Annotated in this window: 12 protein-coding genes; 6 read left to right on the forward strand and 6 right to left on the reverse strand. The window is 55.3% G+C overall.

Annotation, left to right across the window (positions count from 1 at the left end):
• Window positions 1–15: 15 nt before the first annotated feature.
• Window positions 16–390, reverse strand: coding sequence for a carboxymuconolactone decarboxylase family protein (locus DBY68_RS12315; RefSeq protein ID WP_108476313.1), 375 nt, complete (start codon window positions 388–390; stop codon window positions 16–18).
• 89 nt (window positions 391–479) lie between these two features.
• Here DBY68_RS12315 and DBY68_RS12320 point away from each other — a divergent pair, with 89 nt between their 5' ends.
• The 3 genes from DBY68_RS12320 (at window position 480) to katG (ending at window position 4,781) form a co-directional block, all read left to right on the forward strand.
• On the forward strand, window positions 480–1,388 hold the full coding sequence (locus tag DBY68_RS12320; protein ID WP_108476314.1) for a LysR family transcriptional regulator: 909 nt from the start codon (window positions 480–482) through the stop codon (window positions 1,386–1,388).
• 157 nt (window positions 1,389–1,545) lie between these two features.
• A complete protein-coding gene (gene metF / locus DBY68_RS12330) occupies window positions 1,546–2,436 on the forward strand; it encodes a methylenetetrahydrofolate reductase (protein ID WP_108476316.1) in 891 nt (296 codons plus the stop codon).
• Between the two features lie 164 nt (window positions 2,437–2,600).
• A complete protein-coding gene (gene katG / locus DBY68_RS12335; RefSeq protein WP_108476317.1) occupies window positions 2,601–4,781 on the forward strand; it encodes a catalase/peroxidase HPI in 2,181 nt (726 codons plus the stop codon).
• A gap of 62 nt (window positions 4,782–4,843) precedes the next feature.
• Here katG and DBY68_RS12340 read toward each other — a convergent pair whose 3' ends face one another.
• The 3 genes from DBY68_RS12340 to ptsP are packed head-to-tail and all read right to left on the reverse strand — an operon-like array spanning window position 4,844 to window position 9,135.
• The gene (locus DBY68_RS12340) at window positions 4,844–5,947 is read right to left on the reverse strand and encodes a glycerol dehydrogenase (protein ID WP_108476318.1); all 1,104 of its coding nucleotides are present in this window, start codon (window positions 5,945–5,947) and stop codon (window positions 4,844–4,846) included.
• Between the two features lie 12 nt (window positions 5,948–5,959).
• Window positions 5,960–6,622, reverse strand: coding sequence for a fructose-6-phosphate aldolase (gene fsa, locus DBY68_RS12345; protein ID WP_108476319.1), 663 nt, complete (start codon window positions 6,620–6,622; stop codon window positions 5,960–5,962).
• Between the two features lie 11 nt (window positions 6,623–6,633).
• Window positions 6,634–9,135, reverse strand: a complete 2,502-nt coding sequence (gene ptsP / locus DBY68_RS12350; protein WP_108476320.1) for a phosphoenolpyruvate--protein phosphotransferase — start codon at window positions 9,133–9,135, stop codon at window positions 6,634–6,636.
• 308 nt (window positions 9,136–9,443) lie between these two features.
• Here ptsP and DBY68_RS12355 point away from each other — a divergent pair, with 308 nt between their 5' ends.
• From DBY68_RS12355 to DBY68_RS12365, 3 genes are all read left to right on the forward strand, one after another.
• Window positions 9,444–10,523, forward strand: coding sequence for a PTS fructose transporter subunit EIIC (locus DBY68_RS12355; RefSeq protein ID WP_108476321.1), 1,080 nt, complete (start codon window positions 9,444–9,446; stop codon window positions 10,521–10,523).
• 17 nt (window positions 10,524–10,540) lie between these two features.
• A complete protein-coding gene (locus tag DBY68_RS12360) occupies window positions 10,541–10,861 on the forward strand; it encodes a PTS fructose-like transporter subunit IIB (protein ID WP_015966487.1) in 321 nt (106 codons plus the stop codon).
• A gap of 64 nt (window positions 10,862–10,925) precedes the next feature.
• Window positions 10,926–11,282 carry a PTS fructose-like transporter subunit IIB gene (locus tag DBY68_RS12365; RefSeq protein WP_108476322.1) on the forward strand — a complete coding sequence of 119 codons (357 nt, stop codon included), beginning with the start codon at window positions 10,926–10,928 and terminating at the stop codon, window positions 11,280–11,282.
• Here DBY68_RS12365 and DBY68_RS12370 read toward each other — a convergent pair.
• Together DBY68_RS12370 and DBY68_RS12375 are read right to left on the reverse strand one after the other, a co-directional pair.
• The gene (locus DBY68_RS12370) at window positions 11,269–12,120 is read right to left on the reverse strand and encodes an AraC family transcriptional regulator (RefSeq protein ID WP_108476323.1); all 852 of its coding nucleotides are present in this window, start codon (window positions 12,118–12,120) and stop codon (window positions 11,269–11,271) included. The genes DBY68_RS12365 and DBY68_RS12370 overlap by 14 nt on opposite strands.
• Window positions 12,121–12,302: 182 nt before the next feature.
• Window positions 12,303–14,036: a phosphoethanolamine transferase CptA gene (locus tag DBY68_RS12375; RefSeq protein WP_108476324.1), complete on the reverse strand. Its 1,734-nt coding sequence runs from the start codon at window positions 14,034–14,036 to the stop codon at window positions 12,303–12,305.
• Window positions 14,037–14,085: the final 49 nt, after the last annotated feature.

Consider the following 14,085-nt stretch of genomic DNA (forward strand, 5'->3'; position numbering starts at 1 on the left):
CATTGCCATTCGGCGTTATTGCTGAGCGGCAAAGACCTCTTTTGCCGCAAACAAGCCGTTCAGCGCCGCCGGGAAACCGGCGTAAACCGCCATCTGCATGATCACTTCAGTAATTTCTTCCTGCGTTAACCCAACATGAAGCGCCGCCGCAATATGCACTTTCAACTGTGGCGATGCGTTTCCTAATGCGGTCAATGCTGCAACGGTGGCAATTTCGCGACTGCGTAAATCCAGACCGGGGCGGGAATAGATATCACCGAAAGGAAATTCAATCAGGTAACGGGCAAAGTCTGGAGCAATATCTTGCAGACTTTCGACCACTGCATTGCCTCCTTTGCCATCCACTTTCTGCAGCATGTCCTGGCCGGTAATAAAGCGTTCTGAATGCATGGGGAAATCCTCGTTTATCTAAGATGTGATGCGAGAATAGGCCGCCGAAAGCGGTTTGGATAATACCGTTTCAGTGATACCTTTTCGGTATGACAAACGCACAAATCCACACTCTCGATATTCGCCTGCTACGCTACTTTGCCGTGGTGGCGGAAGAGAACAACATGAGCCGGGCCGCGCAGCGACTTTTTATGTCCCAGCCGCCGCTCAGCCGTCATATTCGCCAGCTTGAAGAACGCCTGGGAGTGACGCTATTTGTGCGTCATACCCGTGGGCTGACGTTGACGAATGATGGTGCGCGCGTACTGGAGATCGTGCGTCCGCTACTGGCGTTACAGGAAAAAACCTATAGTTCCCTTGCGAAACTCGGCAAGGCAGACGGGCAGCGGTTGCGCATCGGGCTAACCACGGCGTTTGAACAGGGCGTTTTTACGACGTTAGAAACCCGGCTACGTGCGCAGGCGACGACGCTACGTATCGCGCGGCACAGTTCTCTTGAGCTGGTGCGTCAGGTGCGAAGAGGGAAACTGGATGCAGCACTGGTGGCATTGCCGCTTGAGTGTGGCGAATTATCCGTTACGCCGCTTTCCTGGCACGATCCGCTGATTGCCGCCCTACCCGCCATATGGCCTGAGGCAGAATCGGCTTCGCTCACGCTATGTTCTTTAAATTCCCGGCCTTTATTCTGGTTTAAGCGAGATCGTAACCCGGCCTTTTTTGATTACACCCGGCAGCGGTTTCAAAAAGAAGGCTATGCTCCTTTTTGTATCGAAGAGCCTCTCGAACATGATGTATTGCTTGCCCGAATCGCAAATGGAGACGGCCTGAGCCTGCTTCCGGCATCTTTCGCCGCCATTCAGCGGCAGGGCGTCGTTTTTCGTTCATTATCAGGTGAGCATCTGTTTGTTAAAGCTGGTGTGGTTGTGCTGCCAGAGAATCAGCCCAAATTTGAGTGGTTGCTTACGCTTGTGAGAAATGACTTTATCGTCACGGAGTAAGATGAATTTTTTTCATCTTCTCTGAATATTCCTCACCGTTTGCGCGGATCTTTCTATTGACCTTCCCCAACTTTTCCTTCATCTTTACATCTAGACGTCTAAACGTATAGCAGTTCACAACACAACAAATAATGACATGCGATTGATGAGGTAAGGTATGAGCTTTTTTCACGCCAACCAGCGGGAAGCCCTGAATCAGAGTCTGGCCGAAGTCCAGGGGCACATTAATGTATCGTTCGAATTTTTCCCGCCGCGCACCAGTGAAATGGAGCAAACCTTGTGGAACTCTATCGATCGCCTGAGTAGTCTCAAACCGAAGTTCGTTTCCGTGACCTATGGCGCGAACTCTGGTGAGCGTGACCGCACGCACAGCATCATTAAAGGCATTAAAGATCGTACCGGCCTTGAAGCCGCGCCGCATCTCACCTGCATTGACGCCAGCCGCGATGAACTGCGTGCCATCGCCCAGGATTACTGGAACAACGGTATTCGCCATATCGTCGCCCTGCGTGGCGACCTGCCGCCGGGCAGCGGTAAGCCAGATATGTATGCGGCAGACCTGGTCGGCTTGCTGAAGGAAGTGGGCGATTTTGATATCTCTGTCGCTGCTTACCCGGAAGTGCACCCGGAAGCGAAAAGCGCGCAGGCGGATCTGCTCAACCTGAAACGTAAAGTCGATGCGGGTGCCAACCGCGCGATTACCCAATTCTTCTTCGACGTGGAAAGCTACCTGCGTTTTCGTGACCGCTGCGTTTCTGCGGGTATCGATGTCGAAATTATTCCTGGTATCCTGCCTGTTTCGAACTTCAAACAGGCGAAGAAATTTGCTGACATGACCAATGTGCGCATCCCGCACTGGATGTCGACGATGTTTGAAGGACTGGATGACGACGCGGAGACGCGTAAACTGGTTGGCGCATCCATCGCCATGGATATGGTCAAGATTTTAAGCCGGGAAGGGGTAAAAGATTTTCATTTTTATACACTTAACCGCGCAGAGATGAGCTACGCCATTTGCCATACGCTGGGAGTCAGACCCGCGCTATAGTCGAAAAAGCCCTCGCATGAGGGCTTTTTTGCGTCTACTTTGATCTACATCCCCGTAACCAAAAATATAAAAGTTTCCAACTATCGAATCTGTGGATTATTTCAATTATAACTTAACACTGATGCTGTATATCGTAACGGTAACATTGTAGAGGGAGCATATTGATGAGTACGTCAGACGATATCGAGAACAAAACGTCCGCGGGTAAGTGTCCTTTCCATCAGGGCGGTCATGATCAGAGCGCAGGTGCAGGGACGACCAGCCAGGATTGGTGGCCAAAACAGCTTCGCGTGGATCTTCTGAATCAACATTCCAACCGTTCTAACCCACTTGGGGAAGACTTCGACTACCGTAAAGAATTCAGCAAACTGGATTACTTTGCCCTGAAAGGCGATCTACGTGCGCTGCTGAGCGAATCTCAGCCGTGGTGGCCTGCCGACTGGGGTAGCTATACCGGTTTGTTTATCCGTATGGCGTGGCACGGCGCAGGTACTTATCGCTCCGTTGACGGACGTGGTGGTGCGGGCCGCGGTCAGCAACGTTTTGCACCGCTGAACTCCTGGCCGGATAACGTGAGCCTGGACAAAGCGCGTCGCCTGCTGTGGCCAATCAAGCAGAAATATGGCCAGAAAATTTCCTGGGCTGACCTGTTCATCCTTGCGGGTAACGTGGCGCTGGAAAACTCCGGCTTCCGTACCTTTGGCTTTGGTGCCGGTCGTGAAGACGTCTGGGAACCGGATCTCGACGTAAACTGGGGTGATGAGAAAGCCTGGCTGGCTCACCGTGACCCGGAAGAGCTGGCGAAACGTCCGTTAGCGGCTACCGAAATGGGGCTGATCTACGTGAACCCGGAAGGCCCGAACGCCAGCGGTGAACCGCTTTCTGCGGCCGCGGCGATTCGTGCGACCTTCGGCAATATGGGCATGAACGACGAAGAGACTGTGGCGTTGATCGCCGGTGGTCACACCCTCGGTAAAACCCACGGCGCAGGCCCGGCAACTCACGTTGGCCCGGACCCGGAAGCCGCACCGATTGAAAACCAGGGCCTCGGCTGGAAGAGCGACTTTGGTACTGGCGTTGGTAAAGATGCGATCACCTCCGGTCTGGAAGTGGTGTGGACGCAGACTCCTACTCAGTGGAGCAATTACTTCTTCGAGAACCTGTTCAAATACGAGTGGGTACAGACTCGCAGCCCGGCTGGTGCAATCCAGTTTGAAGCGGTAGATGCGCCGGAAATTATTCCGGATCCGTTTGACCCGTCGAAAAAACGTAAGCCGACCATGCTGGTTACCGACCTGACGCTGCGTTTTGATCCGGACTTCGAAAAAATCTGCCGTCGTTTCCTGAACGACCCGCAGGCGTTTAATGAAGCGTTCGCACGTGCCTGGTACAAACTGACCCACCGTGATATGGGGCCGAAAGCACGTTACATCGGGCCGGAAGTGCCGAAGGAAGATCTGATTTGGCAGGATCCGCTGCCGCAGCCGACCTATCACCCGACGGAAGAAGACATTCTGAGCCTGAAAGCAGAAATCGCTGACTCCGGGCTGACCGTGAGCGAGCTGGTTTCTGTTGCGTGGGCGTCTGCCTCCACTTTCCGTGGTGGTGACAAACGCGGCGGGGCGAACGGTGCGCGTCTGGCGCTGAACCCGCAACGCGACTGGGCGGTGAACGCTACAGCAGCACGCGTGTTGCCAGCGCTGGAGAAAATCCAGCAGGCATCCGGAAAAGCGTCACTGGCCGATATTATCGTACTGGCGGGCGTTGTAGGGGTTGAGAAAGCCGCGAGCGCCGCGGGCGTCAGCATTCATGTTCCGTTCACGCCGGGCCGCGTAGACGCGCGCCAGGATCAGACCGATATTGAGATGTTCGAGCTGCTCAAACCGATCGCAGATGGTTTCCGTAACTATCGCGGCGAACCGGGCGCGGCAACCACCGAATCTCTGCTGATCGACAAAGCTCAGCAACTGACCCTGACCGCGCCGGAACTGACGGTGCTGGTGGGCGGTATGCGCGTTCTGGGCGCAAACTTCGACGGCAGCAAGCATGGCGTCTTTACCGACCGCCCGGGCGTGCTCAGCAATGATTTCTTCGCGAATCTGCTGGATATGCGCACCGAATGGAAAGCGACCGACGACACCAGCGAACTGTTCGAAGGCCGCGATCGCCTGAGCGGCGAAGTGAAATACACCGCCACCCGCGCGGATCTGGTATTCGGCTCTCACGCAGTACTGCGTGCGCTGGCCGAAGTGTATGCCAGCAGCGATGCGCACGTGAAGTTTGTGAAAGACTTCGTGGCGGCATGGGTGAAAGTGATGGAACTCGACCGTTTCGACCTGCAGTAATGTGAATCGCTACTGAAACAAAAATCCCCGCACATGCGGGGATTTTTATAGGTATTTAGCCGTTATTCCCACTCATGCAAAAAACGCTGACCGTACTGGTCGGCAACCAGCAGCGCGGCGTAAACGCGATCCGGGTCAGCACCGCCAGGCATGTTGTGAATAGTTTCACCTTCCGCACAGGAGGCTTCAGCCACTTTGCGCATTTTTGCCGGGATATCTTCTTTAATATCCAGTTGCGCGAGGGTAATCGGCAGGCCAACGGAATGGCACAGGGCGGCGACAGTTTCGATCTCTTCCACTGAGGCATTTTCCAGCACCAGCTGCGTGAGTGTTCCGAACGCCACTTTTTCACCGTGGTAGTAGTGATGCGCATCCGGAATTGCCGTCAGACCGTTGTGAATAGCGTGCGCAGCCGCCAGGCCGCCACTTTCAAAACCGACGCCGCTCAGGTAGGTGTTGGCTTCAATCACGCGTTCCAGCGCTGGGGTGACGACGTGTTGCTCTGCCGCCAGCATCGCTTTTTCGCCTTCTTCAATCAACGTGTTGTAGCACAGTTCAGCCAGCGCCAGCGCGGCCTGCGTGCATTTACCACCTGCCATGGTGGTAGCGCCGCTGCGTGAACAGGCGCGGGCTTCAAACCAGGTCGCCAGCGCGTCGCCGATCCCGGCGGCCAGCAGACGAGCCGGTGCGCCCGCCACGATTTTGGTATCGACAATGACCACGTTCGGGTTGTGCGGCAGCATCAGGTAACGGTCGAATTCGCCGTCATCGGTGTAGATGACAGATAGCGCGCTGCATGGCGCATCGGTCGAGGCGATGGTCGGCGCAATAGCGACCGGAAGCGACATAAAGTGCGCCAGCGCTTTGGCGGTATCGAGCGTTTTACCGCCGCCGATGCCCAGCACAGCGCCACATTGCGCTTTTTCGGCTACGCCGCGTAAGCGGTTGATTTCGTTTTGGGAACATTCGCCGCCAAACGGAGCGATTTCCAGCGCCAGGCCCGCGTCGCGGAAGCTTTTTTCCAGCGCAGCCTGGGCGAAGCCTAAGACAAATTTGTCACCGACAACCAGCCAGCGTTCCGCCATCGGTTTCAGGTAGTCGCCCAGACGGGTAATGACATCGGCGCCCTGGATGTATTTACCAGGTGATTGAATAATGCGATCCATACTCTATTTCCCTCACAGGTTGATATGACCAAATGCGTTATTCCAGTCCTGCTCAAACTTCTCTATTGCCGACTCTACCGCAGGGGTGTTGATCATTTGTTGCGCTACATCTAAAGGAAGGGTGATTGCTTCACATCCTGCCAGTAAACAGTCCAGCGCCTGACGCGGGGTTTTAAAGCTTGCCGCCAACACTTTGCTGTTGGGGGCGTGCAGTTCCAGCAGCGTTTGCAGTTCCTGTACCATGCGAATTCCGTCGCCGCCCTGGGCATCGACGCGATTCACATAGGGTGCAACATATTTCGCGCCGGCCAGCGCCGCCATTAACCCTTGCGAGGCGCTGTAGACGGCGGTGCCGAGTGTAGGAATGCCTTCTTTCTTCAGCAACTTGATAGCCGCGAGTCCTTCAGCGGTGACCGGGATTTTGACCACAATGCCGGGAACGGCGTTGCTCAGGCGTTTCGCTTCCGCCACCATACCCGCCGCATCACGGCTCATGGTCTGGGCGAATAAAATGCCTTCCGGGCCGACCGCCTTTTGCAGGCGTGGCAGCACATCCCAGATGGATTCCTTGCTGGCCGCGACAATGCTCGGGTTGGTGGTAACACCCGCCAGCGGGAAAATACGCGCCAGACGTTCAACTTCCGCGACATTTGCGGTATCCAGATACAGTTCCATTATTCGTCCTCTTACAGTTCCAGTTCGTGTTGCAGCAGGCTGGCGATGGCATCGGCAGATGCCGCGTTCACCAGCGCGTTACGGAATTCTTCATGCATAATGCGGCGCGCCAGGCGGGAGAAAATCCGCATATGCTGGTCGCCTGCGGCGTGTTTGTTGAGCGTCAGCATAATGATGAATTGCGCTTCGTCGTCGCCCCAGCGTACCGGCGCAGGGAGTCGCGCAACGCTGATGGTTGATTGCTCAATATGTTCTGATTTGCTGTGCGGAATGGCGAAGCTGAAGCCCAGCCCGGTCGAAAACACCGCTTCCCGCGCCCAGAGATCGGCTTCCAGCTTGCGCGGGTAACGACAACGCCCGGCCAGCAGCAGGTTGTCGGTCATCCCTTTGATCACTTCTTCTTTGCTCTGCCAGTCGTTATCCAGCGAGATACAGGAGGTGGCGATAAGCGGCGCGTCCTGCTGGCTCATGCGGAATTGCGCCAGTAAATGCTCCACTTCCAGCGAAGTGCGGCAGGCCATCGCCTGATTGAGCAACTGGCGGCAGGCGCGGCTGTCGAGCTGCGCCAGACGCGCTTTGGTCGCCGGAATCGACGGCGCGCTCATGCTCAGTTCATCCAGCCCCAGGCCAACCAGCAGCGGTAAAACAGACCCTTTCGCGCCCAGTTCGCCGCACAGGCCAATCCATTTCCCCTGGCGATGCACCGCCTGCACGGCGTAATCGAGTGCGCGCAGGAACGCCGGGTTCAGGCTGTTGTAATAACGGGTGACTTTGGCATTATCGCGGTCTACCGCCAGCAGATACTGGGTTAAATCGTTGCTGCCGATGCTGAAGAAGTCGATCTCTTCGCAGCACTGATCGATGATGAACATTACCGATGGCACTTCCAGCATGATGCCCAGCGGAATACGCTCATCAAACGGAATATGTTCATTGCGCAGTTGCTGTTTGGCTTCCGCGAGCTTCTCTTTGACCCATAAGATCTCTTCCATCGAGGAGATCATCGGGATCATGATTTTCAGCTTGCCGTGCGCCGAGGCGCGCAGGATCGAACGCAACTGGGTGGTGAACAGCGCCGCATACTCTTCATAAATACGCACCGCGCGATAGCCGAGGAACGGGTTGTTTTCAGCCGGAATATTGAGGTAATCCACCGGCTTATCGCCGCCAATATCCATGGTGCGCACAATTATACTGCGGCCATTGGCAGAACTGAGTGCCTGGCAGAAAATGTTATACAGCTCGTCTTCGCCCGGTGCGCTGGCACGATCCATATAGAGCATTTCGGTGCGGAACAGGCCAACGCCTTCCGCTCCGTTGCCGAAGGCGGCCTGCGCTTCAACCGAATGGGCGATGTTAGCGGCTACTTCAATGCGTAAGCCGTCGGCGGTGCGTGCTTCCTGGTTTAGCCAGACACTCTGCTGCTGGCGCAGTTGTTCCTGTAGCCACGCTTCCTGCTGGTAGTAGCGCGTCACGGCGGAATCTGGCGCAACGACTACCGCACCTGCGTTGCCGTCCAGGTAAATCTGTTGCCCCTGCCAGGCATTGAGCACGTCAATATCCACACCGACCAGCGTCGGAATATTAAAAGAACGTGCCAGAATCACCGTGTGTGAGGTGGTGCCGCCACTTTGTAGCAGCAGACCTTTGAGCAGGGTTTTATCCAGTTCGAGGAACTGGCTGGGGGTGAGTTCTTCCGCCATGCAGATGGTCGGCTGAGTCAGCTTGCCTGGTGCCGGGAAACGTTGTTCGCCATAAATTTGCTGTAACAGTCGATAGCCGACGTCACGCACGTCCAGCGCACGCTCTTGTAAATAGCTACTGCTGGAGCGGGCGAATTCATCACAAAAATGGTTGGCGCTGCGAACAATCGCGTCGGCGCAGCTCAGTCCATCGTTCACGCCAGCCAGCAGATGCTGGCGCAGGGAGGTATCGGTGGCGAGCGAACGATGGGCTTCCAGAATCGCGCTGGCGGTGGTGTCGCTGTCCAGCAGATGCAGTTCGAGCATTTTGGTCAGCCGCGCCAGGCCGCTGTCCAGCGCCTGCTGCTCCTCTTCCACGCTGCGCGAAGTGGGTAACTCCCCCAAACGATTTAAATCGAGTGAGGCCAGACGCGTTAAAACGCCGCCTGCGCTACCGCTACAGACAGACTGTGCGCGAAACAGCGTCGGGTTGAGATGGGTGAGCGATTCCGGCAGCGGAGCCTGTTCAATCGTGGCCGCCTGCGCCAGCGGCGCATCGCACAGGGGAAATTCTTCACGGATCCAGCGGGAGAGATGCTGCCAGGCGGCCTGTTCATCCTCGCCGGTAATCAGCAACTGGCAGGCGTCGTTCACCAGGGTGTCGGTGCCAATCAGCGCCAGCGCGCTTTTGGCGTTGCCTTTGCGGTCGGTGCGCAGGTTGTGCCATTCAATGGTACTGGTGAAGGCGTTGCACTGCGTTTCAACATGGCTGGCAGGGCGCGCATGGACGCCGTTCGGTAATTCACAGACAAACTCTATAACCTGAGCCATCACTTTATCTCCCAAATCATTCAATATGGGGAACAGGATGGAGGCTTGAACGCGGCACGGCTATCTGACAAATCTGCCAAAAACTGGATAAATGTAATATCCAGCGTAAAGTGAGAGTTCCTTCACAAGTTCCCATCTGGTGGGCATTAGCTATGAGCCGTGAACTTTTGAGTCCGATCGCATTTTTCTGATGCGATCACAATTGTCCAGTAAATGCCCCTTTTATCCACTGTCTGTCACTTCGTCAATTACCTATCGTTTCCACAACCTCGTTATGGATATGGGCGCGTAACGCCCGGGAGCAACTGATGAAAGAGTTGGTGCAGATTCTCAAAAACACCCGTCAGCATTTAATGACCGGGGTGTCGCACATGATCCCGTTTGTTGTGGCAGGCGGGATCCTGCTGGCGGTTTCCGTGATGTTATACGGCAAGGGCGCGGTGCCGGATGCCGCCACCGATCCGAATCTCAAAAAGTTGTTTGATATTGGCGTGGCCGGTCTGACGTTGATGGTGCCGTTTCTGGCGGCGTACATCGGTTATTCCATTGCTGAACGCTCCGCGCTGGCACCCTGCGCAATTGGCGCCTGGGTAGGCAACAGTTTTGGCGCGGGCTTCTTCGGTGCGCTGATTGCCGGGATTATCGGTGGGATCGTGGTCTATTACCTGAAAAAGATCCCCGTTCATAAGGTACTGCGCTCGGTGATGCCGATCTTCGTGATCCCGATTATTGGTACGTTGATCACCGCAGGCGTGATGATGTGGGGCCTGGGCGAGCCGGTCGGCGCGCTCACGGTGGGCCTGACGCACTGGTTACAAGGTATGCAGCAGGGCAGCATTGTGGTGCTGGCGGTGATTATGGGCCTGATGCTGGCATTTGATATGGGCGGCCCAGTGAATAAGGTGGCCTATGCGTTCATGCTGATCTGCGTCTCGCAGGGCGTGTATACGGTGGTGGCGATTGCCGCCGTCGGGATATGCGTGCCGCCGCTGGGGCTGGGCCTCGCAACGCTGATTAATCGTAAAAACTACAGTAGCGAAGAGCGCGAAGCAGGGAAAGCGGCGCTGGTGATGGGCTGTGTGGGCGTGACGGAAGGGGCGATCCCCTTTGCGGCGGCTGACCCGCTGCGCGTGATCCCGTCCATTATGGTGGGCTCCGTTTGCGGTGCGGTGACGGCAGCGCTGATGGGCGCTCAGTGCTACGCCGGGTGGGGCGGGCTGATTGTTCTGCCGGTGGTGGAAGGCAAGCTCGGCTACATCGCGGCGATTGTCGTCGGCGCGGTGGTGACGGCGGTGTGCGTGAATATCCTGAAAAGCCTGGCGCGCAAGAATGCAAAACCGGTCGCGGAGAAAGAAGACGACCTGGATCTGGATTTCGAAATTAACTGATTGAAGAGGTAACTATTATGACCATGATTATCGCGGTAACCGCTTGTCCGTCTGGCGTCGCACATACTTATATGGCTGCGGAAGCGCTGGAAAGCGCGGCGAAAGCCAAAGGCTGGGACGTGAAGGTTGAAACGCAGGGTTCCATTGGCCTCGAAAATGAACTGACGGCAAGCGACGTTGCCGCCGCAGATATCGTGATTCTGACCAAAGATATCGGCATCAAGTTTGAAGAGCGTTTTGCCGGGAAGACCATCGTGCGGGTTAATATTAGCGATGCGGTAAAACGTGCCGATGCGATTATGGGCAAAATTGAAGCGCATCTTGCACAAACGGTGTAAGCGCGAATACCGGGCTGGCGGGGAGACTCGCCAGCGTGCATGAAACCCGAAGCAGGAGAAGACGATGACGGTATCCCACGCAAGACGATTAGTCGCAGTCACCGCCTGCGTGAGCGGCGTGGCGCATACTTATATGGCCGCCGAGCGGCTGGAAAAGTTGTGCCAGCAGGAAAAATGGAGCATCAAGATTGAAACCCAGGGCGCGCTGGGAATTGAAAATGCACTTACCGCAGAGGATATTGAGCACGCTGATGCGGTGCTGCTCATCACCGATATCGAGCTGAGCGGGGCAGAGCGTTTTAACCACTGTCGCTATGTGCAGTCGGGTATTTATGCGTTTTTGCGCGAACCGCAGAAAGTGATGAGCGCGGTGCGTAAACTGCTCTGTGCACCGCAGCACACGCATATTATTCTGGAGTAGTTTTCTTTTCCGTGAGCTGACTGTGGTACTGGCGACGGTACTCTGACGGCGAGCGTTCGGTATTTTTGCGAAATAAGCGGCAGAAGTAGTTACTGTCGACAAAGCCGCAGGCGTGCGCAATCTCTTTCACCTTCAGGTCGTAACCCTTCAGCAGCATTCTGGCGTGCTCCAGCCGCGTATGATTCAGATATTCGTTAAATCCCACCGCACCGGTTTTCTGAAACAGGTGTGAGAGATAGTTGGGCGAGATATAAAACGCCTGTGCGACCGATTCGCGGGTGAGCGGAGAAGCGTAATGTTCGTCGATATAGTCGCGAATGGCGTCGAAAAGTGCCTGACTGCGCGAAGCCGTTTGAATCTGGCTGCCCAGCAAATCGCAGCAGTGGCTCAACAGGCTGGCGACAATCAACCGTGCGGTATGTTGTTCCTGCGGCTGCATCTGCATTTCATGCAGCGTTTGCAGGAGAAACGAACCGATGCGCGGCCCACGCCGGGCGACGTGCTGGCGATGGAGACTGTGCGAATGGCTGCCGTCCCAGTGCACCAGGCTAAAGCCGAGCTGTTGCTTGCCAAACAGAATGCTGAGGGTGGTCACCGGCGTTTGCCATTGCGGGAAGTTCCAGCCGCCGGCGGGCACAAACAGGACATCATGACGCTGCATGCGGATGGACGCGCCAGCGTCGCTAAACTCGCCCTCCAGCACAATTTCCAGACGCGGGAAATCGACCTGATACGCCAGTTCAGGTGCCGGGCTGGTGCTGCTGGCAAAGTGAATTTTTTGCAGTTCAGCCGGATTATTGATTAGCCGGGTGAGCAGTTGCGTGATGTCGTGATGCATAGCGATCCCTTCTCTGTTGCATTGCTCGCAACATTAACGGGATGCGAAAAAAAAGGCCACTCCTGAATGGAGCAGCCTCAAAGATTGCAGACAACGTGCGCTTTGTTTTGCCGGATGCGGCCTACATTCAATCTCTTGCAGAAAACCTGTAGGCCTGATAAGCGGAGCGCATCAGGCAATTCTCACTGATTACCCTGGAGCTCTCCGTAAGGCAGTGAATCGTAATCTTTTAAGCCATTTTTCTTGTACGGGTTGCCAATCCAGCGCGTCATTGGTGTGAACTGCGGGCTGGTGATGGAACGCGTTGCGTCATAGCCGTCATAACTCAGCCCGGCTAAGTCGGACCAGGTATGAATCAACTCTGAACTGCTGTACTTGCGGTTAACGTCCTGTGAGAAATCACGCGGATGCGCCGCTTGCCATTTATCAGACGTCCACAGCATAAACGGTACGGTATACATGTGACGCGTCGGCGCTAGCTCATTACGCCCCTGAATGTTATGTGGTGGCGTGTCATACACTTCTTCACCGTGATCGGAGAAGTAGAGCAGGAATCCGTTCGGGTTCGTCGCTTTGTACTCGTTGATCAGGCTGGCGACTACGTGGTCGTTGTACAGGTTCGCGTTATCGTAAGCGTTGTATTCGTCCTGCTGTTCCTGCGATAAGCCGGCTGGCAGGTGGTCGGTTTTGCCGTCAAACTTGCCCCATTTCTCCGGGTAGCGATACTCATATTTGATATGCGTACCCAGCAGGTGAACGATGATCAATTTCTTCGGTGCCGGGTCAGCCATCACTTCTTTAAAGGGGGCCAGCACGTTGGTGTCGTATTCGCGTGCGCTCTGCGTACGCTGCTGGTTCATATAGAACTGTTTGTCCGTTTGCTTCGAGAACACCGTCAGCATGGTGTTACGTTCAGTCATCGTCTGCTGGTTAGTTATCCAGAACGTTTTGTACCCCGCCTGCTTCATCATGTTCATTAATGACGGTTTAGTCAGGTAGAGGTCCGGGTTTTTCTCGTTCGCAAAGGTCAGCGCCTGTTGCAGGATTTCGATGGTGTAAGGGCGAGACGTGACGACATCGTTGAAGACGGTCAGGTTCTTGTCGTTCTTATGCAGGGCATCGAGTTCCGGCGTGGTTTCACGCGGGTAGCCATACAGGCTCATACGGCCACGTTGGGTCGATTCACCAATCACCAGCACCAGCGTGCGCGGCGCATCGCCGGAGCTGTCTTTCAAATTCGCCAGCGGCGGTAATGCGTTATTCGCGTTTAACAGTTTGTTCAGGCTGTTTAATTGCTGGCGATATTGATAGTAGCCAGTAATAAACTGCCACGGCGCGGCGGGCTCCATGCGGGAAGCCATACCGTTCAGCGTTTTTTCCAGCGGTTTATCACCGACAACGCTTCCAGCCACAATAGGATTAAGAATTAACCCATACAGCAGCGCAAAAGAAATCAGCCAGCGGCTGAGGTGTGGGATATAAACAGGCTTCAGTCTCGACCACAGGAAAATCGCCACCGCGGTATACGCCACCGCCGTCAGAACAATCTTCAGACTGAAATACTGGCTCATGTATTCGCTGGCTTCATTGGCGTTCGATTCGAACATAATGAACAGCACGCTTTGCGAGAATTCCTGCCCGTAGATGACGAAGTAGCACAGCGTCGCCAGCGAGGCCGCCCACAGCACTATCCCAATAACGGCGGCAATAATGCGCGTTTTACCTGGGAACAGAAAAATAGGAATCAGCCACAGCGAGCTGAATAAGAGAGAGTCACGAAATCCGTTCGTACCGCTATAGCCGGTTAAAAGAATAATGGCCTGCAGCAGGGTGGAGAAAAACCAAAAGTAGAGCAGCGCCCAACCAAGGGCCTTCCAGCTAAACTTAGTTTCAGCCGGGGTAGTAGTGGAGAGCATAAATTAAGCCTGTCAGAATTCGTGGCGCCAACCGTAACAATATTTTATT

This window comes from Pseudocitrobacter sp. RIT415 (assembly GCF_003057695.2).
In the GTDB taxonomy this organism is placed as follows: domain Bacteria; phylum Pseudomonadota; class Gammaproteobacteria; order Enterobacterales; family Enterobacteriaceae; genus Pseudocitrobacter; species Pseudocitrobacter faecalis.

Bases quoted from the DNA above. Each gene is read 5' to 3' on its own strand.
- DBY68_RS12315 (WP_108476313.1), bottom strand. From the start codon at position 390: ATGCATTCAGAACGCTTTATTACCGGCCAGGACATGCTGCAGAAAGTG.
- DBY68_RS12320 (WP_108476314.1), top strand. From the start codon at position 480: ATGACAAACGCACAAATCCACACTCTCGATATTCGCCTGCTACGCTAC.
- metF (WP_108476316.1), top strand. From the start codon at position 1,546: ATGAGCTTTTTTCACGCCAACCAGCGGGAAGCCCTGAATCAGAGTCTG.
- katG (WP_108476317.1), top strand. From the start codon at position 2,601: ATGAGTACGTCAGACGATATCGAGAACAAAACGTCCGCGGGTAAGTGT.
- DBY68_RS12340 (WP_108476318.1), bottom strand. From the start codon at position 5,947: ATGGATCGCATTATTCAATCACCTGGTAAATACATCCAGGGCGCCGAT.
- fsa (WP_108476319.1), bottom strand. From the start codon at position 6,622: ATGGAACTGTATCTGGATACCGCAAATGTCGCGGAAGTTGAACGTCTG.
- ptsP (WP_108476320.1), bottom strand. From the start codon at position 9,135: ATGGCTCAGGTTATAGAGTTTGTCTGTGAATTACCGAACGGCGTCCAT.
- DBY68_RS12355 (WP_108476321.1), top strand. From the start codon at position 9,444: ATGAAAGAGTTGGTGCAGATTCTCAAAAACACCCGTCAGCATTTAATG.
- DBY68_RS12360 (WP_015966487.1), top strand. From the start codon at position 10,541: ATGACCATGATTATCGCGGTAACCGCTTGTCCGTCTGGCGTCGCACAT.
- DBY68_RS12365 (WP_108476322.1), top strand. From the start codon at position 10,926: ATGACGGTATCCCACGCAAGACGATTAGTCGCAGTCACCGCCTGCGTG.
- DBY68_RS12370 (WP_108476323.1), bottom strand. From the start codon at position 12,120: ATGCATCACGACATCACGCAACTGCTCACCCGGCTAATCAATAATCCG.
- DBY68_RS12375 (WP_108476324.1), bottom strand. From the start codon at position 14,036: ATGCTCTCCACTACTACCCCGGCTGAAACTAAGTTTAGCTGGAAGGCC.